Source organism: Sphaerimonospora sp. CA-214678 (assembly GCF_050942215.1).
GTDB lineage: Bacteria > Actinomycetota > Actinomycetes > Streptosporangiales > Streptosporangiaceae > Sphaerimonospora.
The window spans coordinates 2,077,814-2,097,427 of record NZ_CP192056.1; the positions used below are offsets into that span (position 1 = coordinate 2,077,814).

A 19,614-nucleotide genomic window follows, 5' to 3' on the forward strand; every position below is an offset into this window, starting at 1 on the left:
GTTAGGCGAGCCTTAGTGCGGGCCGCTCTCGACGAGTGCGGCAGGATGACATATCCGAAAACCTGTGACAATCCCGGAAACCTGGGGAGGCGAACTTCGTGTCCGCGAACAGCTTCGGCAGCCGTGACACGCTGCGCGTCGGCGACGCGTCGTACGAGATCTATCGGCTGGATGCCGTCGAGGGGTCGGTGCGCCTCCCGTACAGCCTCAAGATTTTGCTGGAGAACCTGCTGCGCACCGAGGACGGCGCGAACATCACCGCCGACCACATCAGGGCGATCGGCGGCTGGGATCCGGACGCCGCGCCGAGCGTGGAGATCCAGTTCACCCCGGCCCGGGTGATCATGCAGGACTTCACCGGCGTCCCGTGCGTCGTCGACCTCGCCACGATGCGCGAGGCGATGCGCGACCTCGGCGGCGACCCCGGCAAGATCAACCCGCTCGCCCCCGCGGAGCTGGTCATCGACCACTCCGTCATCGTCGACTTCTTCGGCCGTCCGGACGCCTTCCAGCGCAACGTGGAGCGGGAGTACGAGCGCAACCACGAGCGCTACCAGTTCCTGCGCTGGGGCCAGAGCGCGTTCGCCGAGTTCAAGGTCGTCCCGCCGGGCACCGGCATCGTCCACCAGGTCAACATCGAGCACCTGGCCCGTGTGGTCATGTCCAGGGACGGCGCGGCCTATCCCGACACCTGTGTCGGCACCGACTCCCACACCACCATGCAGAACGGCATCGGCGTCCTCGGCTGGGGCGTCGGCGGCATCGAGGCGGAGGCCGCGATGCTCGGCCAGCCGATCTCCATGCTGATCCCCCGGGTGGTCGGTTTCAAGCTCACCGGCAAGCTGCCCGCCGGGGCGACCGCCACCGACCTGGTCCTCACCATCACCGAGATGCTCCGCGAGCACGGCGTGGTCGGCAAGTTCGTCGAGTTCTACGGCGAGGGCGTGGCCTCCGTGCCGCTGCCCAACCGCGCCACGATCGGCAACATGAGCCCGGAGTTCGGCTCCACCTGCGCGATCTTCCCGATCGACCGCCAGACGATCGACTACCTCACGCTCACCGGCCGGTCGGCCGAGCAGGTCGCGCTCGTCGAGGCGTACGCCAAGGAGCAGGGCCTGTGGCTCGACCCGGCGGCCCCGGGGGAGGCGCGCTACTCGGAGTACATCGAGCTCGACCTGTCCACGGTCGTCCCGTCGATCGCCGGGCCGAAGCGGCCGCAGGACCGCATCGCGCTGTCGGAGGCGAAGGAGGCCTGGCGGGGCGCGGTGCGCAACTACGTGTCCGGCAGCAGCATCCAGGGCCCGGCCGACCAGGCGTCGGCCGAGTCGTTCCCGGCCTCGGACTCCCCGGCGATCTCGCACAGCGAGGTCGGCGACCAGCCGCAGTCGACCCGGCCCAGCGGGGGCCGCCCGCACCGGCCGACCTCGGTCACGCTGGCGGACGGCACGTCGTTCGAGGTCGACCACGGCGCGGTGGTGATCGCCGCGATCACCTCCTGCACCAACACCTCCAACCCCTACGTCATGCTCGGCGCCGCGCTGCTGGCCAGGAACGCCGTCGATCGCGGCCTGACCCGCAAGCCGTGGGTGAAGACCTCGCTCGCGCCGGGCTCCCAGGTCGTCACCGGTTACTTCGAGCGCTCCGGGCTGCAGCCCTACCTCGACAAGCTGGGCTTCAACCTGGTCGGTTACGGCTGCACCACCTGCATCGGCAACTCCGGCCCGCTGGACCCGGAGATCTCCCAGGCCGTGCACACCTCCGACCTCGCGGTGACCGCCGTGCTGTCCGGCAACCGCAACTTCGAGGGCCGGATCAACCCGGACGTCAAGATGAACTACCTCGCGTCCCCGCCGCTGGTCGTGGCGTACGCGCTGGCCGGGACCATGGACATCGACCTTGACAACGAGCCGCTCGGCATCGGGTCCGACGGCACGCCGGTGTTCCTCAGGGACGTCTGGCCCTCGGCGGAGGAGGTCGCCGAGGTGGTGTCGAAGTCGATCAGCCAGGACATGTTCCTGCGGGACTACGCCGACGTGTTCAAGGGCGACGAGCACTGGCGGTCGCTGCCGATCCCGACCGGCGACACCTTCGAGTGGGCCTCCGACTCGACCTACGTGCGCAAGGCGCCGTACTTCGACGGCATGCCGGCCTCGCCGGAGCCGGTGTCGGACATCCGCGGAGCCCGCGTGCTCGCCCTGCTCGGCGACTCGGTCACCACCGACCACATCTCGCCCGCCGGGTCGATCAAGGCCGACTCGCCGGCCGGCCGCTACCTGCGCGAGCACGGCGTCGAGGTCAGGGACTTCAACTCGTACGGCTCCCGCCGGGGCAACCACGAGGTGATGATCCGCGGCACGTTCGCCAACATCCGGCTGCGCAACCTGCTGCTAAAGGGGGTCGAGGGCGGCTTCACCCGGGACTTCACCCGTGACGGCGAGCAGACGAGCATCTATGAGGCGGCGCAGAACTACGAGAGCGCGGGCATCCCGCTGGTCATCCTGGCGGGCAAGGAGTACGGCTCGGGCTCGTCGCGCGACTGGGCGGCCAAGGGCACCGCGCTGCTCGGCGTGCGTGCCGTCCTCGCCGAGTCCTACGAGCGCATCCACCGGTCGAACCTGATCGGCATGGGCGTGCTCCCGCTGCAGTTCCCCGAGGGCCAGAGCGCCGCGTCCCTCGGCCTGACCGGCACGGAGACCTTCGACATCACCGGTGTCGAGGAGCTCAACGCGGGCGGCACGCCGGCGACCGTGACCGTACGGGCCGGCGACGTGGAGTTCCAGGCGGTCGTACGGATCGACACGCCGGGCGAGGCCGAGTACTACCGCCACGGCGGCATCATGCAGTACGTCCTGCGCTCCCTGCTGGCCAAGAGCTGAGCGGTCCGACGCATCCATCCTGTAGCCGTCCTGATCCGGGCCACCGTCCCCTCAGGGCGGCTACGGCATCCCTACAGCATGTCGCGAACCCACTCGGTGACCTCGTTGAGTGCGGCTTTGGGCGCGCTTCCGACCCATCCTCTGAGTCGCTGCCGTGACACGGTCCTGATCTGCTCGCTCATCGCGTAGCTGATCTCACGTAGCCCGGTGCCCTCTACCGGGTCTATCCGAACATGGGTGGACCAGTCGCGAAAGCGGGTCGTCAGCGGCGCGATGATGACGAGCTTCCCTCCAGAAGCGTGTATGTACTCCTGGTTGCTGATGACCAGGGCCGGCCGTCGGCCGCTTTGCTCGTGTCCGGTGGTCGGACGCGACTCGGTCAGCCAGATGTCGCCCTGCACCACCCGCATCAGGAACCTCCTTGGGTGGTCGACGGGATGTCATCGGTGTCCAGGCCGTCCATCAGAGTGCGGTCCCACAGAGCGACCTCTTCGAGATACTCCGTCCAGCCTTCTGGGTCCTCTCTCCTGGTCCGCTCCATCTGTTCCGCGACACGCTGCCAGCGGAGCTTTCTCTGATGTTCTCTGATGGCTTCGTCCACCACTGCCGTCATCGACTTTCCTTCCTGCTCGGCGAGTTTCGCGATCTCATCGCGGGTGGCGAGGCTGACCCTGATCGTCGTCGTCTTGGGCTCGGTGCTCATACCGCTGAGGCTACGGCGACATCTACTTAATCGTCTACAACCCCGTCGCCGTTCAGGAGTCTATAGAGGAGTGATTACTCCAGCAAGAGATTTCGATTACACACAGTCATCGCCCCGCTTGTCCGCCTGTTTGCTGCTTGTCCAGGGGTTGACCGGTTCAAGCTGAATCGGTTGTGTTTCTTGATTGTTATGGCAGACAACAAACGTTACCTTCCTGTGTCTTCAACGACAGACGCCGGAGCCGTACGTTGTGCCAAACAACATTCATCAGCACGGTGTGAGCCGCGATCCGGCCAAGCCGTACCTCCTCCCATAGACCCCCAGCCACAGAAAGGACCCGTGCATCATGCGCAAGGGGATCCTCAGCATCGGTGCCGCAGCGGCGGCACTCACTCTCAGCCTCACCGCCTGCGGGGGCGAGAGCGGTGACACCTCGGCCCAGAGCACCGACGCGGCCGCCTCGGCCGCCCCGTCCAAGGCCGCCGGGAAGATCGGCGTCATCCTCCCCGACAGCAAGTCGTCCGCTCGCTGGGAGACCGCGGACCGCAAGTACCTCCAGGAGGCCTTCGAGGCGGCGGGCGTCGAGTACGACATCCAGAACGCCCAGGGTGACAAGAACCAGTTCCAGACCATCGCCGACCAGATGATCACGAACGGCGCGACCGTGCTGATGATCGTGAACCTGGACAGCGGAACCGGCAAGGCGGTGCTGGACAAGGCCAAGTCGCAGGGCGTCGCGACGATCGACTACGACCGGCTCACGCTGGGCGGCAGCGCGGCCTACTACGTGTCCTTCGACAACACCCAGGTCGGCACGCTGCAGGGCGAGGGTCTGGTCAAGTGCCTGACCGACAAGAAGGCGGACAAGCCGATCATCGCCGAGCTGAACGGCTCGCCGACCGACAACAACGCCACGCTGTTCAAGAACGGCTACGACGGCGTGCTCCAGCCGAAGTACGACTCCGGCGAGTACGTTAAGGGTCCGGACCAGTCGGTCCCGGACTGGGACAACGCCCAGGCCGGAACGATCTTCGAGCAGATGCTGACCCAGGAGCCCAAGATCGCGGGCGTGCTCGCGGCGAACGACGGGCTGGGCAACGCGGCCATCGCCGTGCTGAAGAAGCAGAAGCTCAACGGCAAGGTCCCGGTCACCGGCCAGGACGCCACCGTGCAGGGCCTGCAGAACATCCTCGCCGGCGACCAGTGCATGACCGTCTACAAGGCGATCAAGAAGGAGGCCGACGCGGCCGCCCAGCTCGCCGTCGCGCTCGCCAAGGGTGAGCAGCCCACGGCGAGCGGCTCCGTCAAGGACTCCGAGAGCGGCCGGGACGTGCCCTCCGTGCTGCTCGAGCCCCAGGCCATCTTCTTCGACAGCGTCAAGGACGTGGTGGCCGACGGATACGTGAGCAAGGACGAGCTGTGCGTCGACGAGTTCGCCGCCAAGTGCACCGAGGCCGGCATCAGCTGACCGGCCGTCCACAGCGGGGCGCCGTCACGGCGCCCCGCCGCACGCACGTCCGCCTCTGAACAATGGAGTAGCTCATCGTGTCCCAGGGACCGATCCTGGAGCTGCGCGGCATAAACAAGAGCTTCGGCCCCGTGCAGGTCCTTCACGATGTCGCTTTCTCGGCCCATGCCGGGGAGGTGACCGCACTCGTCGGCGACAACGGCGCAGGAAAGTCCACGCTGGTGAAATGCATCGGGGGCATTCACCAGATCGACTCCGGGGAGTATTTCTTCGAAGGCCGGAAGGTCCAGGTGCACAGTCCCCGGGATGCCGCGGAGCTGGGCGTCGAGATCGTCTATCAGGATCTCGCGCTCTGCGACAACCTCGATATCGTGCAGAACATGTTCCTGGGCCGGGAGCGCAAGAGCGGCCTGGTCCTGGACGAGGCCACCATGGAGGAGATGGCGGCCAAGACCCTGGCGGGGCTGTCGGTCCGCACCGTCAAATCGCTCCGCCAGCACGTCTCCAGCCTCTCCGGCGGCCAGCGGCAGACGGTGGCCATCGCCAAGGCCGTGCTGTGGAACAGCAAGGTCGTCATCCTGGACGAGCCGACCGCCGCCCTCGGAGTGGCGCAGACGGCGCAGGTGCTCGAACTGGTCAGGCGGCTGGCCGACAACGGGCTCGCCGTGGTGCTCATCTCCCACAACATGAATGACGTCTTCGCCGTGTCCGACCGGATAGCGGCGCTCTACCTCGGCCGGATGGCCGCCCAGATAAGGACCTCCGAGGTGACCCACTCGCAGGTCGTGGAACTCATCACCTCCGGGCGCAGCGGCGAGCTCGGGCTCGGGAACGGCAACGGAGCGACAACATGACCACGGAAACGCTCCCCGAGCAGCGCGCTTCCGACGCCTCGGTCGGCGTACATGTCAGGGGTTATTTCGAACGGGTGCGCGGCGGTGAACTCGGGGCCCTGCCCGCCGTCTTCGGTCTGGTCGTGCTGTGCGCGATCTTCTCGGCGCTGCGGCCGGCCTTCCTGTCGGCGGTGAACTTCGCCAACCTGTTCACGCAGGGCGCGGCGGTGACCGTCATCGCGATGGGCCTGGTCTTCGTGCTGCTGCTCGGGGAGATCGACCTGTCGGCCGGCTTCGCCAGCGGCGTATGCGCCGCCGTACTCGCCGTGCTGCTGACGCTGGACGGCTGGCCGTGGTATCTGGCCGTCCTGGCCGCGATGCTCACCGGCGTGTTGATCGGGCTGGTGCTCGGCGCCCTGGTGGCGAAGCTGGGCATCCCCTCCTTCGTCGTCACGCTGGCCGCGTTCCTCGCCTTCCAGGGCGTCGTGCTGCTGCTGGTCAAGGACGGCACGAACATCTCGATCCGTGACAGCACGATCCTCGCGATCGCCAACAACAACGTGCCGCCCCTCCTCGGCTGGATCGGCGCGATCGTGGGCGTGGCCGCCTACGCCGCCACCCAGATCCTCCAGGCACACCGTCGTACGGCACGCGGCCTGGTCGCCGACCCGATGAGCGTGATCGCGTTCCGGGTGGGGGCGCTCGCCGTCGTCGCGGGCGTGGCGGTCTACGTGCTGAACCTCGAGCGCAGCCGAAACGCTCTGATCGTGTCGCTGAAGGGCGTGCCGATCGTGGTTCCCCTGATCGTGCTGCTGCTGCTCGTCTGGACGTTCGTGCTGCGCAGGACCGCGTACGGCAGGCACATCTACGCCGTCGGCGGCAACGCAGAGGCGGCTCGCCGGGCCGGCATCAACGTCGACCGCATCCGCATCTCCGCCTTCGTGATCTGCTCGTTCATGGCTTCGGTCGGCGGCATCATCGCGGCCTCCCGCGCCAACTCCGTCGATCCCAACACCGGCGGCAGCAACGTGCTGCTGTTCGCCGTCGGCGCGGCGGTCATCGGCGGCACCAGCCTGTTCGGCGGCCGGGGACGGGCGCTCGACGCCGTGCTCGGCGGCGCGGTCGTGGCGGTCATCGACAACGGCATGGGTCTCATGGGCTACAGCGCAGGCGTCAAGTTCGTGGTGACGGGGTCCGTACTGCTGCTTGCGGCGAGCGTGGACGCGCTGTCGAGGAAGCGGGCGGCGGCGGCAGGCCGACGATGACCGCGGCAGGGCCCCCGCTAAAGTGATCTCCGGTCTGGTCGAACACGACCGACTTGACCGTTTTGACCGATCCGACCCATACGGAATCCGAGGCCGTCCATGATGCGTGCAGGTCCCTCCCAGGAGGAGATCCGCAAGCATAACCTCGGCACGCTGCTGCGCCACGTCCATCTCGCGGGGCCGACGTCGCGTGCGGAGCTGACCAACCTCATGGGGCTGAACCGCAGCACCATCATGGCGCTCACCGCCGATCTCACGGCGGCCGGACTGGTACGCGAGGAGCTGCCCAGGGACACCGGCCGGGCCGGGCGGCCCTCGCTGGTCGTGCTGCCGGAGTCGGCGCGTGTCTACGTGTTCGCCTTCGACGTCGGAGTCGACCGGCTGGTCGCGGCCCGGGTCGGCCTGGGCGGGGCGATCCTGGACCGCCGTCAGACGGTCCGGCCGCGCCACGGGTTCGGCATGGACGAGGTCGTCGCCGCGCTCGCCGGGTTCGTCAGGCAGATGCGCCGCAGGACCCGGCCGGACACGATCTGCGTGGGGGCGGCGGCCGCCGTCTGCGGCGCCGTCGGCCGTACGGACGGGGTCGTCAGGTTCGGGCCGAACATCGGCTTCGAGGACGCGCCGTTCGGCGAGGAGCTGACGAAACGGCTCGCGATCGGCCTGAACGTCGCGGTCGGCAACGACGGAGACCTGGGGGCGCTCGCGGAGCAGGCGCGTGGCGTCGGCGTCGGCTGCCGGGATCTCATCTACCTGCACGGCGACGTGGGCATCGGCGGCGGGATCATCGTGAACGGACGGCTCCTCGGCGGCCTGGGCGGCTACGGTGGCGAGGTCGGGCATATGATCATAAATCCGGGTGGGCGTCTGTGCGCGTGCGGATCGCGCGGCTGCCTGGAGGCCGAGGTGGGGGAGCGCGCGCTGATGGAGCATGCCGGCCGGTACGGACAGGCCATCGGTGGCGAGGCCGTACGCGTGGTGATCGATGCCGCCGATCGCGGCGACATCGGGGCGCAGGACGCCCTGCATCGCGTGGGCGACTGGCTCGGCCTCGGCGTCGCCAACCTCGTCAAGATCTTCAATCCGGAGATGGTGATCTTCGGTGGGGTGCTCAAGGAGCTCTACCTGGGGGCGGCCGCCCAGATCAGGAGCCAGATCAACACCACGACCCTGATCGCGTCCAAGGAGCGGCTCCGGCTGCGTACGTCGGCCCTCGGCGACGACGCCACCCTGATGGGGGCGGCCGAGCTGGCCTTCGCCCGGGTCCTCGCCGACCCCCTGGAAGCGCTGGCGCGCCTCGCGCCCTCGTAGCGTCTCCCGGCCTCCCTCGCGAGCCCCGGGACGCAGGGGACGACAGAGACGCCCGGGAGGCGGAAGGCGCGCGTGCCGCTGTCCGGCGATGCCTGGCGGAACTCCCCGCTCCGTGAAACGTTGGGACTGTCGAGAGGTGGCCGGCATGGGCTGGGGAGTACGGAAGTGACGTAGGGGCAAAGCCAGATCAAAGGGATTCGCGGGGAGTGTGTCAAGATTCAGCGCAGGCCCAGAAGTGGCGAGCGCTCCCGCGAATTAGACTGCGTGTCTGTTCGACGGCGAGCGGGAGAGGAAGACTGGTGGGGATTCTGGAGACGATCAAGGACCCGCTCGACGTCAAGCGGCTGGAGGCCGGCGAGCTGCCCACGCTGGCGGAGGAGATCCGCGAGCTGCTGGTCGCATCCGTGTCGCGCTCCGGCGGCCACCTCGGCCCCAACCTCGGTGTCGTGGAGCTGACCATCGCCCTGCACCGGGTCTTCGACTCGCCGCGCGATCCCGTCATCTTCGACACCGGCCACCAGGCGTACGTGCACAAGATGCTGACGGGCCGGGCCGGCGACTTCGACACGCTGCGCCAGGAGGGCGGGCTGTCGGGCTATCCGAGCCGGGCGGAGTCCGAGCACGACCTGGTCGAGAACTCCCACGCCTCGACCGCGCTGTCCTACGCCGACGGCCTGGCCAAGGCCTTCCGCCTGCGCGGTGAGACCGGCCGCAAGGTGGTCGCCGTGATCGGCGACGGGGCGCTCACCGGCGGCATGGCCTGGGAGGCGCTGAACAACATCGCGGCCGGCAAGGACCTGCCGCTGATCATCGTGGTGAACGACAACGGCCGTTCCTACTCACCGACCATCGGCGGCCTCGCCTCGCACCTGTCGTCGCTGCGCATGACCCAGGGCTACGAGCAGGCGCTGGAGCTGGTGAAGAACAACCTCGGCAGGGTGCCCGTGGTCGGCGCGCCGATCTACGAGACGCTGCACGGGATCAAGAAGGGCGTCAAGGACATTCTGACGCCGCAGGTCCTGTTCGAGGACCTCGGGCTCAAGTACGTCGGCCCGATCGACGGCCACGACGAGCCGGCCGTGGAGGCCGCCCTGCGCCGGGCCAGGGCGTTCGGGGGGCCGGTCATCGTGCACGTGCTCACACGCAAGGGGCACGGCTACGCGCACGCGGAGAACCACGACGAGGACTGCTTCCACGGACCGGGCCCCTTCAACCCGGTCACGGGAGAGGAGCGGCCCAAGCCGCACGGCTGGACCAACGTGTTCAGCGAGGAGCTGGTGCGGCTCGGCGCCGAGCGGGACGACATCGTCGGCATCACGGCGGCGATGCTGCACCCCGTCGGGCTCGCCCCCTTCGCCGCGGCCTACCCCGACCGCATCTACGACGTCGGCATCGCCGAGCAGCACGCCCTGACCAGCGCAGCCGGCCTCGCCATGGGTGGTCTGCACCCGGTCGTGGCGGTCTACTCGACGTTCCTCAACCGGGCCTTCGACCAGCTCCTGATGGACGTGGCGCTGCACCGGCTGCCCGTCACCGTCGTGCTCGACCGCTCCGGGGTGACCGGCGACGACGGGCCCAGCCACAACGGGATGTGGGACCTGTCGATCCTCCAGATCGTCCCCGGGCTGCGGGTCGCCGTGCCGCGTGACGCCGTACGGCTGCGTGAGCTGCTGGGTGAGGCCGTCGCGGTGTCGGACGGGCCCACCGCACTGCGCTATCCCAAGGGCGCCGTGGCGCCCGAGGTCGAGTCCGTCGGCGAGATCGGCGGCATGGACGTGCTGCGCTTCCGCGGGGCGGAGGCGCGGCTGGCCGGCGGGGCCGACGTGCTGATCGTCGCCGTCGGCCCGATGGCCGGGGCCTGCCTGGAGGCGGCCGTGCTGCTCGACGCCCAGGGCATCTCGACCACGGTGGTCGACCCACGCTGGGTCAGACCGCTGGACGAGGCGCTGATCGGCGCCGCTGCGGCGCACAAGCTGGTCGCCGTGGTGGAGGACAACGGCAGGGTCGGCGCCGTCGGCGACGCCGTGGCCCGCCTGCTGCGCGACGCGGACGTCGACGTGCCGGTGCGCACGTACGGCATCCCGCAGCGGTTCCTCGACCACGCCAAGCGGCCGAAGATCCTGTCCGAGATCGGCCTCACCGGGCAGGGCATCGCCAGGAAGATCACCGAAGCGGTCGCGCTGCGCTCGCCCATGCTGGAGGGGCAACCTTCACGACAGGTCCAGCCGACGGACTGACAAACCACGAGTAAAACCCCCGATTTCCGGGAAGTCTGCAGGTCAGCGACCTTACGAGGAGCCTGCGGATGAGAGTTTTCCGGACGAAACCGGTCGAGCAGTCCATCGCCGACGCCGAGGGCGGCGAGCACCGGTTGAGACGGAGCCTGTCCGCCCTCGATCTGACCGTCTTCGGCATCGGCGTCATCGTCGGCACCGGGATCTTCGTGCTGACCGGCGTGGCCGCCCGCCAGGCGGCCGGCCCGGCCGTCGCGATCTCCTTCGTGATCGCGGCCGTCGTGTGCGGGCTGGCGGCGCTGTGCTACGCGGAGTTCGCCTCCACGGTGCCGGTGGCGGGCTCCGCCTACACGTTCTCCTACGCGACGATCGGGGAGTTCCCGGCCTGGATCATCGGCTGGGATCTGATGCTTGAGCTCGCCCTCGGCGGCGCGGTGGTGGCCGCCGGGTGGTCGGGCTACTTCACATCGCTGCTGAAGAACTTCGGGATCCGTCTGCCGGAGTCGATCGCCGGCGACCACGCGGTCGTCAACGTGCCGGCCGCGGTGATCGTGCTGCTGCTCACGGCCGTACTGGTCGCCGGGATCAAGATGTCCGCCCGCTTCAACGGCGTCATGGTGGCGGTCAAGCTGGTCGTGGTCCTGATCGTGATCGTGGCCGGCCTGTTCTTCGTGAAGGGCGAGAACTACCGGCCCTTCATCCCGCCGCCCCACGAGGTGCCGGCCGACCACGGGCTGGCCGCCCCGCTCATCCAGGTCGTGTTCGGCGTGACGCCCGTGGCGTACGGAGTCTTCGGCATCTTCACCGCGGCGGCGCTGGTGTTCTTCGCCTACATCGGGTTCGACGTCGTCGCGACCGCCGCGGAGGAGACCCGCGACCCGCAGCGCGATCTGCCGATCGGCATCATCGCCTCGCTCGCGGTCTGTACGCTGCTCTACGTCGCGGTCTCCCTCGTGGTCGTCGGCATGCAGCACTACTCCACGCTCAGTGAGTCGGCCCCGCTGGCCGACGCCTTCCGCGCCGTCGGGGAGCCCTGGCTCGCCACGATGATCAGTGTCGGCGCCATCGCCGGGCTCACCACGGTCGTGATGATCCTCATGCTGGGCCAGAGCCGGGTGCTGTTCGCCATGTGCCGCGACAACCTGCTGCCGCGTTCCCTGGCCCGGGTCCACCCCCGGTTCCGCACGCCCTACCGGATCACGGTCGTCATCGGCGGCGCGACCGCGCTGCTCGCCGCGCTGATCCCGCTCAGCGCGATCGCGCAGCTCGTCAACATCGGCACGCTTTTCGCCTTCGTCGTGGTCGCGATCGCCGTGCTGATCCTGCGCCGGACGCGGCCCGACCTGCCGCGCGCGTTCCGCACGCCGTGGGTGCCGGTGGTGCCCGTCTTCTCGGTGCTCGCCTCGCTCTACCTGATGCTCAATCTGCCGATCGAGACCTGGCTGCGGTTCGTCGTCTGGATGATCGTCGGAGCGGGCGTCTACTTCCTGTACGGCTACCGCCGCAGCCGGGTGTCCGCCACCGTGCCGGAGCCGGCCCTCGAACGATGAGCCGTCACCGGGCCGCGACAGCGGTGCGGCGGCCGGTGAAACCGTAGTGGTCCCGATGGTGGGGGAAAGCGCCGCTCACCCGCCGTCTCCATGGGCGAGCGGTTCATCGCGCGCCCTTTCCACGTCCCGGCCCCTTCTCCTCGTCACGGTCGACGGAACCGGGGCCGCGCTTTACCGATCGCCGATGAGTGTGACCTCCGCGCTCTTGTGAGGACGGGGACCCGAAGACGTTTCAGGGCGTACGGCCGGCATGTGGAGAGGCGGAAACAGTCTTGTGTTTCCAAACGATATCAATTACCTTGATTTGGCGGAATTCGCGACTGATAACGCTCGCGGCTGCAGAGAGTGAACGCTCTCATGACGACGGAGTCCAGGCATAGAATCCATGCCCCTTTTCAGGCATGTGACAAATCGCTTGGTCGCGCCGACCGCCGCAGGCCATTAAGGGAGTTTCGGTATGACGTTATTCCATCAGGGCGGCGTGCGCCGGTTATCGGCGGTGATCGCCGCCGGAGCCATGGCGGTCTCGGCGGCTCTCGTCGCGCCCGGGCCGGCGGCGGCGGACACACCGTGGCTGGACGTTTCGGATGACGGTTACCTGTCGATCAGTGTGCCGGCGGCCTACATCGAGGCCAGCATGGGCCAGGTGTCGCAGCTGGCGGTCGAGGGGAACTTCGGCCCCTCCTTCGCCTGGGCGGAGTACGGCCTGACCCGCCGGGGCGACCTCTGGTGGGGGGCCCTCGGCCCGCTCAAGCCGGGGCTGTACCACTACCAGATCACGGGTGACGACACCAAGAGTCTCAAGGATCCGACGAACGACACCGGCGTGGCGTCCAAGCCGCTGTGGAGCACGTTCTTCGTCGCGGGCGACTCGGCGCGCCTGCTCGCCGACGTGCCTCAGGGGCAGGGCGGCGAGGTCGAGACCCTGACCTATCGCGTGAAGGACAAGGAGCGGTCGGCTCTGGTGTGGACGCCGCCGGGGTACCGGGCCAAGGCTCCCAGGGCACCCGAGGCGCCCAAGGGTCCCAGAGCGCATGAGGACCCCAGGGCGCCCAAGGCCCCCAAGGGGTATCCGGTGCTGTTCCTGCAGTCCGGCGATGACGGGGCCGCCACCGACTGGCTCGACCTGGGCAGGGCCAGGCAGATCCTCGACAACCTGTCGGCTCAGAACGCCATGGAGCCGATGGTGGTCGTGATCAGCGACGGGCTGGACGACGACAGGGCGCTGAAGGATCTCCGGAAGGCGGTGGCGGACAACTACCACGTCCTCCGCGACCCGAAGCACCAGGCCGTCGCCGGTGTGTCCGAGGGCGGCACGAGGGCGCTGCGTGCGGCTCTGACCACCCCGGGACGGTTCGCCTACGCCGGCTCGTTCTCCGGTCTTCTGGAGGACGGCGTCGGCCGGGCGAACGCGAAGGCGATCAACAAGAACGTCGAGCTGGTGCGTCTGTACACCGGGAACGTGACCGATCCCGCGTACAACGCGACCGACCGCCTGACGAAGGCGCTGGACGACGCCGGCATCGACTACGAGTTCGACGGGGTCAACCCCGACGCGGGGGCGAACTGGAACGCCTGGCAGGAGAACCTGATCGATTTCGTGCCGCGGCTTTTCCGTACGGTGCCGGATCATGGTCCGAGCGCCGGTCACGGGCCGCTGAAGGGCGAGTTCGACCCGCCGGCGGCCGGCACCACCCCGACCCCGTTCCTGACCGAGGACGGCTTCGTCACCTTCGAGACCACGACCGACTTCAAGGACGCCCGGCACGTCACGCTCTGGGCCAACGTGGCTCCCGGCGGGAGCTGGCTGCGCATCCCGATGACCCGTCAGGGCGACCGGTGGCGGGTGACCATGGGCCCGCTGGACCCGTGGTTCTACTACTACCAGCCGATCGTGGACGGGGTCGCGGTCAAGGACACGTCGAACCCGACGAAGGTGACTTCCGAGCCGAACTGGAGCTCCTTCTTCATTCCAGGTGAGAGATCACGCCTGCTCTCGGACGTCGCGGACGGTCAGGGCGGGAAGGTCGAGAGCCTGACGTACCGGAGCGACGTGGCGAATGAGGACCGGACCGCGCTGGTGTGGACCCCGCCCGGGTACGACCCCGGCCGCGCTGAGCCGTACCCCGTCCTCTACCTCCAGCACGGCAGCGGCCAGAGCTACACGGACTGGGTCGAGATGGGACGCGCCAAGCAGATCCTCGACCACCAGTTCCTCGACGGGAAGCTGGTGCCGATGGTGGTCGTGATGGGCAACGGCAACGTGTTCGACTTCAACAGGGAACTGCTGGAGAACATCGTCCCGGCGGCCCGCGCCCGCTACAACATCTCCAGCGATCCGTCGCGGCAGGCACTCGCCGGCCTCTCGATGGGCGGTGTGCAGACGCTCGGGGTGCTCAAGGCGCATCCGGGCGAGTTCGCCTACATCGCGGCGTTCTCGTCCTGGTTCGGCAGCGGCGACGGCGTCGACGCGGCGGCGATCAACAACGGGACCACGATGTTGCGCCTGTACGTCGGCGACCAGACCGACTTCGTGCAGCCGTTCTTCATGGCGTCCCTGCCCACCTTGGACAGCCTCGGCATCCGCTACGAGTTCGACGGGGTGACCCCCGGACCGCACGGCTGGGACGTGTGGCAGAAGAACCTCATCGACCTGGCGCCGCGGCTGTTCAAGCGCTGACCAGCGGCTTACGCGCGACACCACGGATGGCCGCGCCGTGCCGGGGGCCTGGGCGGGCCACCCGGCGCGGCGCGTGCCGTTTCCGCGGCAGGCGCCGCGCCGGGCCGCCCGACGTGTCAGGCCGGCACGGAGGCCACGCCGGGCTCCAGGAAGCGGGAGCCGGTGACCTCTGCCGAGATGCCGGTCCTGTCCAGGTACGGCGTGATGCCGCCGGTGTGGAACGGCCAGCCCGCGCCGAGGATCATGCACAGGTCGATGTCCTGCGGGGCCGCCACCACGCCCTCGTCGAGCATGAGCCGGGTCTCCTCGGCGAGTGCGCGCAGCGCGCGCAGCCGCACCTCGTCGGCCGTGGAGGGGCGGTCTCCGCCCTCGAACATGGCCCGCACCTCGGGGTCGATCTGGAAGTCGGCCCCGTAGACGCCGGGCTTGCCCGCCGCGACCAGCTTGGCCAGGTTCTCCGACACATGGAACCGGTCGGGGAACGCCGCGTGCATGGTCTCGGCGACGTGCAGCGCGACCGCCGGGCCGACGAGCTGGAGCAGCGTGAACGGCGTCATCGGCAGGCCGAGGGAGTCGAGGGCGTGATCGGCGACCTCGAGCGGAGTGCCCTCGTCGACCGCCGCCGTCACCTCGCCCGTGAACCGGGTGAGCAGCCGGTTGACGACGAACGCGGGGGCGTCCTTGACCAGCACGGACGACTTCTTCAGCGACTTGCCGACGGCGAAGGCCGTGGCCAGCGTCGCGTCGTCGGTGGCGGCCCCGCGCACGATCTCCAGCAGCGGCAGCACGGCCACCGGGTTGAAGAAGTGGAAGCCGACGACCCGCTCGGGGTGACGCAGCCCGGCGGCGATCTCGGTGATCGACAGCGACGAGGTGTTGGTGGCGAGCACGCAGGTCGGCGCGACGACCTCCTCGACCTCGGCGAACACCTTCCGCTTCACCCCGAGGTCCTCGAAGACGGCCTCGATGACGAAGTCGGCGTCGGCGAAGGCGTCCTTGGTCAGCGACCCGGTGACCAGGCCCTTCAGCCGGTTCACCTGGTCGGCGGAGATCCTGCCCTTGGCGTGCAGCCTGTCCACCTCGGCGTGCACATGGCCGACGCCCTTGTCCAGACGCTCCTGATCGAGGTCGGTCAGCACGACCGGCACCTCCAGCCGCCGTGCGAACAGCAGCGCGAGCTGCGAGGCCATCAGCCCCGCGCCCACCACGCCGACCTTGGTGACCGGGCGGGCCAGCGCCTTGTCGGGCGCCCCCGCCGGTCGCTTGGCCCGCCGCTGGACCAGGTCGAAGGCGTACAGCCCGGCCCGCAGCTCGTCGCCCATGAGCAGGTCGGCCAGCGCCTCGTCCTCGGCGGCGAAGCCCTCGTCGCGCGAGGCCGTACGAGCCAGGGCGATGAGGTCGAGCGCACGGTAGGGGGCGGGTGAGGCGCCGCGCAGCTTGAGGTCGACGAGCGTGCGCGCCTGCTCGATCACCGGGGTCCAGTCGGCGTCGGTGTGCGCCGGGCGGTCGACGGTCACCTCGCCCTGCAGCACCCGGGCGGCCCAGCGCAGCGACTCCTCCAGGAAGTCGGCGGGCTCGAACATCGCGTCGGCGACGCCGAGCTCGTACGCGTCCCGTCCCTTGATCATCCGGTTCTGCGACAGCGGGTTCTCGATGATCAGCTTGATGGCCTTCTCCGGGCCGATCAGGCGCGGGAGCAGCTGCGTGCCGCCCCAGCCGGGGACCAGGCCGAGGAAGCACTCGGGCAGCGCGATCGCCGGGACGCCGGACGACACGGTGCGGTACGTGCAGTGCAGGGCGATCTCCAGCCCGCCGCCCATGGCCGCGCCGTTCACGAAGGCGAACGACGGCACGCCCAGCTCTCCGAGGCGGCGGAAGACGTGATGGCCCAGCGCGCCGATCGCGTGGGCCTCCTCCCGGGTGGCGACCGCGGCGGCGCCCTTGAGGTCGGCCCCGACCGCGAAGACGAACGGCTTGCCGACGACGCCGACGGCCGCGACGTCCGACCTGGCCGCGATGCCGTCCAGGGCCTCGTCCAGCCCGAGCAGGCCGTGCGGGCCGAACGTGTTGGGCTTGGTGTGGTCGAAACCGTTGTCCAGCGTGATCAGCGCCATCGTGCCCGCGCCGTACGGCAGCTCGACGTCGCGTACGAGCGCCTTGGTGACGACCTCGTCGGCGTTCTTCCCGGCGAGGAGGGACCTGTAATTCTCGATGTCGCTCATGCGAGGTTCTCCCAGATGACCGTGCCGCCCATGCCCATGCCGACGCACATCGTCGTGATGCCGTACCTGACGTCCGGATGATCGGCGAAGTGGCGTGCGAGCTGGGTCATCAGCCGTACGCCGGAGGAGGCGAGCGGGTGGCCGAACGCGATCGCGCCGCCCCACGGGTTGACGCGCGGGTCGTCGTCGGCGATGCCGAAGTGCTCGAGGAAGGCGAGCACCTGTACGGCGAACGCCTCGTTGATCTCGAAGAGACCGATGTCGCCGACGGTCAGCCCGGCCAGGCGCAGCGCACGCTCCGTGGACGGGATCGGCCCGATGCCCATGACCTCGGGGTCCACGCCGGCGAAGGCGTAGGAGACCAGGCGCATCCGCGGGGTGAGCCCCAGCTCGGCGGCGACCTCCTCGGCGGCCACCACGCAGCCGGTGGCGCCGTCGTTGAGTCCCGCGGCGTTGCCCGCCGTGACCCGGCCGTGCGCGCGGAAGGGCGTCTTCAGCGTGCGCAGGCCCTCCAGCGTCGTGCCGGGCCGGGGAGGCTCGTCGACCGTGGCCAGGCCCCAGCCCTCGGCGGCCTTGCGGGTCGCCGTCGGCACCAGGTCGCGCTGGATCCTGCCGTCGGCGTACGCCTTGACCGCCTTCTCCTGGGAGGCGACGGCGTAGGCGTCGGCCCGCTCCCTGGTGATCGACGGATAGCGGTCGTGCAGGTTCTCCGCGGTCATGCCCATGATCAGGGCCGAGCCGTCGACGAGCCGCTCGGACAGGAACCGGGGGTTGGGGTCGACGCCCTCGCCCATCGGGTGGCGCCCCATGTGCTCGACGCCGCCCGCGATGGCCAGGTCGTAGGCGCCGAAGGAGATGCCGCCGGCGACGTTGGTGACGGCGGTCATCGCGCCGGCGCACATCCGGTCGATGGCGTAGCCGGGCACCGACGTGGGCAGGCCGGCGAGCACGGCGGCCGTCCGGCCGATGGTCAGGCCCTGATCGCCGATCTGGGTGGTCGCCGCGATGGCGACCTCGTCCACCCGTTCCGGCGGGATGGCGGGGTTGCGCCGCATCAACTCGCGGATGACGCGGACTACCAGGTCGTCGGCACGCGTCTCGGCGTACAGGCCCTTCGGACCCGACTTGCCGAAAGGCGTCCGAACGCCGTCGATGAAGACGACTTCACGGGACGCAGGCACCATTCGCTCCTACTCATGGGTAGCTTCAACCCTAATGCTACTGAGCGGTAACCGAATAGGGGAATGGTTCAGACCTCGCCCTTGATCTCAAGGCGTTGGAGGGACTCGGCGAGCGGGCGGGCGGTCAGCGCGATCTGCCACTCGCGGGCGCCCAGCTCGCGCAGCCGTACGGCGATCGCCTCCGCCGAGACGTCGGCGGGCGGCTCCCACATGAGCCTGCGTACGGCATCGGGCTGGAGCAGGTTCTCGGCCGGCATGTGGTGCTCGTCGGAGAGGGCGGCCATGACCGTGCGTGCGGCCACCAGCCGCCGGGCGGCGGCGGGATCGCGGTCGGCCCACCGGTTGGCCGGGGGAGGGCCGTCGCCGTGGCCGACGGGCTGGGGGAGCGCGCCGTCCGGCAGACCGCGCGCCCGCGTCACGGCTGCGAGCCAGTCGTCGAGATGGCGGCGGGCGGCGCGGCCGACGAAGGGGGTGATGTCGGTGAGCGCCTTGGTCGTGCGCGGCTGGTCGAGGGCAGCCTGCACGATGGCGGAGTCGGGCAGCACGCGACCGGGCGCGAGATCGGCGTTCCGGGCGATCCTGTCGCGCAGCGTCCACAGCTCGCGCACCACGGCGAGCCCGCGCAGCGAGCGCACTTTGTGGATGCCCGAGGTGCGCCGCCACGGGTCGCTGCGCGGCGCGGCGGCCGGCGCCGCCAAGACCGCGGAGAACTCCTCCATCGCCCACCCGAGCTTTCCCGTGGTGGCCAGCTCGGCGTGCAGGGCGTCGCGCAGCTCGATCAGCACTTCGACGTCGAGAGCCGCGTAGCGCAGCCAGTCCTCGGGGAGGGGCCGTCTCGACCAGTCGGCGGCGGAGTACCCCTTCTCCAGCCGCAGCCTGAGCACGAGCTCCACCATCGTGCCGAGCCCGACCCGCTCGTAGCCCAGGAGCCGCCCGGCCAGCTCGGTGTCGAACAGCCGCCGGGGCCGCAGGCCCAGCTCGGTCAGGCAGGGCAGGTCCTGGGTGGCCGCGTGCAGGACGATCTCGGTGTCCGCCAGCGCCCGGTCCAGCGCGCTCAGGTCGGGACAGGTGACCGGATCGACCAGCGCGGTGCCGGCCCCGGCCCGCCGCAGCTGGACCAGGTAGGCGCGGCCGCTGTAGCGATAGCCCGAGGCGCGTTCGGCGTCGACGGCGACCGGCCCGCTGCCCCGGGCGAAGGCGTCGATGACGGTGGCAAGGGCTCTCCCGTCCTGGATTACCGGGGGGATTCCCTCGCGTGGCTCCAACAGTGGCTGGACTTCTGGTTCGATCACGG

General features: G+C 69.5%; 13 protein-coding genes. 8 read left to right on the forward strand and 5 right to left on the reverse strand.

What is annotated here, in order from left to right; genetic code table 11:
- Window positions 1-98 precede the first annotated feature (98 nt).
- A complete protein-coding gene (acnA, locus tag ACQP1K_RS09520; protein WP_433500500.1) occupies window positions 99-2,876 on the forward strand; it encodes an aconitate hydratase AcnA in 2,778 nt (925 codons plus the stop codon).
- A 71-nt stretch (window positions 2,877-2,947) separates the two neighbouring features.
- On the opposite strand, the gene ACQP1K_RS09525 is transcribed toward acnA, so the two are convergent.
- Window positions 2,948-3,286 (reverse strand): type II toxin-antitoxin system PemK/MazF family toxin, encoded by a 339-nt coding sequence (locus tag ACQP1K_RS09525; protein WP_433500501.1) that lies wholly within the window; start codon window positions 3,284-3,286, stop codon window positions 2,948-2,950.
- Window positions 3,286-3,579: a hypothetical protein gene (locus ACQP1K_RS09530; protein WP_433500502.1), complete on the reverse strand. Its 294-nt coding sequence runs from the start codon at window positions 3,577-3,579 to the stop codon at window positions 3,286-3,288. Before ACQP1K_RS09530 ends, ACQP1K_RS09525 begins: the two co-directional genes overlap by 1 nt.
- A 346-nt stretch (window positions 3,580-3,925) precedes the next feature.
- On the opposite strand from ACQP1K_RS09530, the gene ACQP1K_RS09535 reads away from it, so the two are divergent.
- The 7 genes from ACQP1K_RS09535 (at window position 3,926) to ACQP1K_RS09565 (ending at window position 14,917) form a co-directional block, all read left to right on the forward strand.
- A complete protein-coding gene (locus ACQP1K_RS09535) occupies window positions 3,926-5,047 on the forward strand; it encodes a sugar ABC transporter substrate-binding protein (RefSeq protein WP_433500503.1) in 1,122 nt (373 codons plus the stop codon).
- Window positions 5,048-5,124: 77 nt separating this feature from the next.
- Window positions 5,125-5,901 (forward strand): ATP-binding cassette domain-containing protein, encoded by a 777-nt coding sequence (locus tag ACQP1K_RS09540; RefSeq protein ID WP_433500504.1) that lies wholly within the window; start codon window positions 5,125-5,127, stop codon window positions 5,899-5,901.
- Entirely contained in the window at window positions 5,898-7,145 is a 1,248-nt protein-coding gene (locus ACQP1K_RS09545; protein ID WP_433500505.1) for a sugar ABC transporter permease, read from the forward strand. Before ACQP1K_RS09540 ends, ACQP1K_RS09545 begins: the two co-directional genes overlap by 4 nt.
- Before the next feature lie 102 nt (window positions 7,146-7,247).
- Window positions 7,248-8,453, forward strand: coding sequence for an ROK family transcriptional regulator (locus ACQP1K_RS09550; RefSeq protein WP_433501528.1), 1,206 nt, complete (start codon window positions 7,248-7,250; stop codon window positions 8,451-8,453).
- Between the two features lie 299 nt (window positions 8,454-8,752).
- Window positions 8,753-10,690, forward strand: coding sequence for a 1-deoxy-D-xylulose-5-phosphate synthase (gene dxs / locus ACQP1K_RS09555; RefSeq protein ID WP_433500506.1), 1,938 nt, complete (start codon window positions 8,753-8,755; stop codon window positions 10,688-10,690).
- A gap of 68 nt (window positions 10,691-10,758) precedes the next feature.
- A complete protein-coding gene (locus ACQP1K_RS09560) occupies window positions 10,759-12,237 on the forward strand; it encodes an amino acid permease (RefSeq protein ID WP_433500507.1) in 1,479 nt (492 codons plus the stop codon).
- A gap of 457 nt (window positions 12,238-12,694) precedes the next feature.
- Complete coding sequence (locus ACQP1K_RS09565) at window positions 12,695-14,917, forward strand: alpha/beta hydrolase (protein WP_433500508.1); 2,223 nt, start codon at window positions 12,695-12,697, stop codon at window positions 14,915-14,917.
- A 116-nt stretch (window positions 14,918-15,033) separates the two neighbouring features.
- Here ACQP1K_RS09565 and ACQP1K_RS09570 read toward each other — a convergent pair whose 3' ends face one another.
- The 3 genes from ACQP1K_RS09570 to ACQP1K_RS09580 form a co-directional block, all read right to left on the reverse strand.
- Complete coding sequence (locus ACQP1K_RS09570; RefSeq protein ID WP_433500509.1) at window positions 15,034-17,139, reverse strand: 3-hydroxyacyl-CoA dehydrogenase NAD-binding domain-containing protein; 2,106 nt, start codon at window positions 17,137-17,139, stop codon at window positions 15,034-15,036.
- A complete protein-coding gene (locus ACQP1K_RS09575; protein WP_433500510.1) occupies window positions 17,136-18,323 on the reverse strand; it encodes a thiolase family protein in 1,188 nt (395 codons plus the stop codon). Before ACQP1K_RS09575 ends, ACQP1K_RS09570 begins: the two co-directional genes overlap by 4 nt.
- A 65-nt stretch (window positions 18,324-18,388) precedes the next feature.
- Entirely contained in the window at window positions 18,389-19,612 is a 1,224-nt protein-coding gene (locus ACQP1K_RS09580) for an HRDC domain-containing protein (protein ID WP_433500511.1), read from the reverse strand.
- Between the last annotated feature and the right edge of the window lie 2 nt (window positions 19,613-19,614).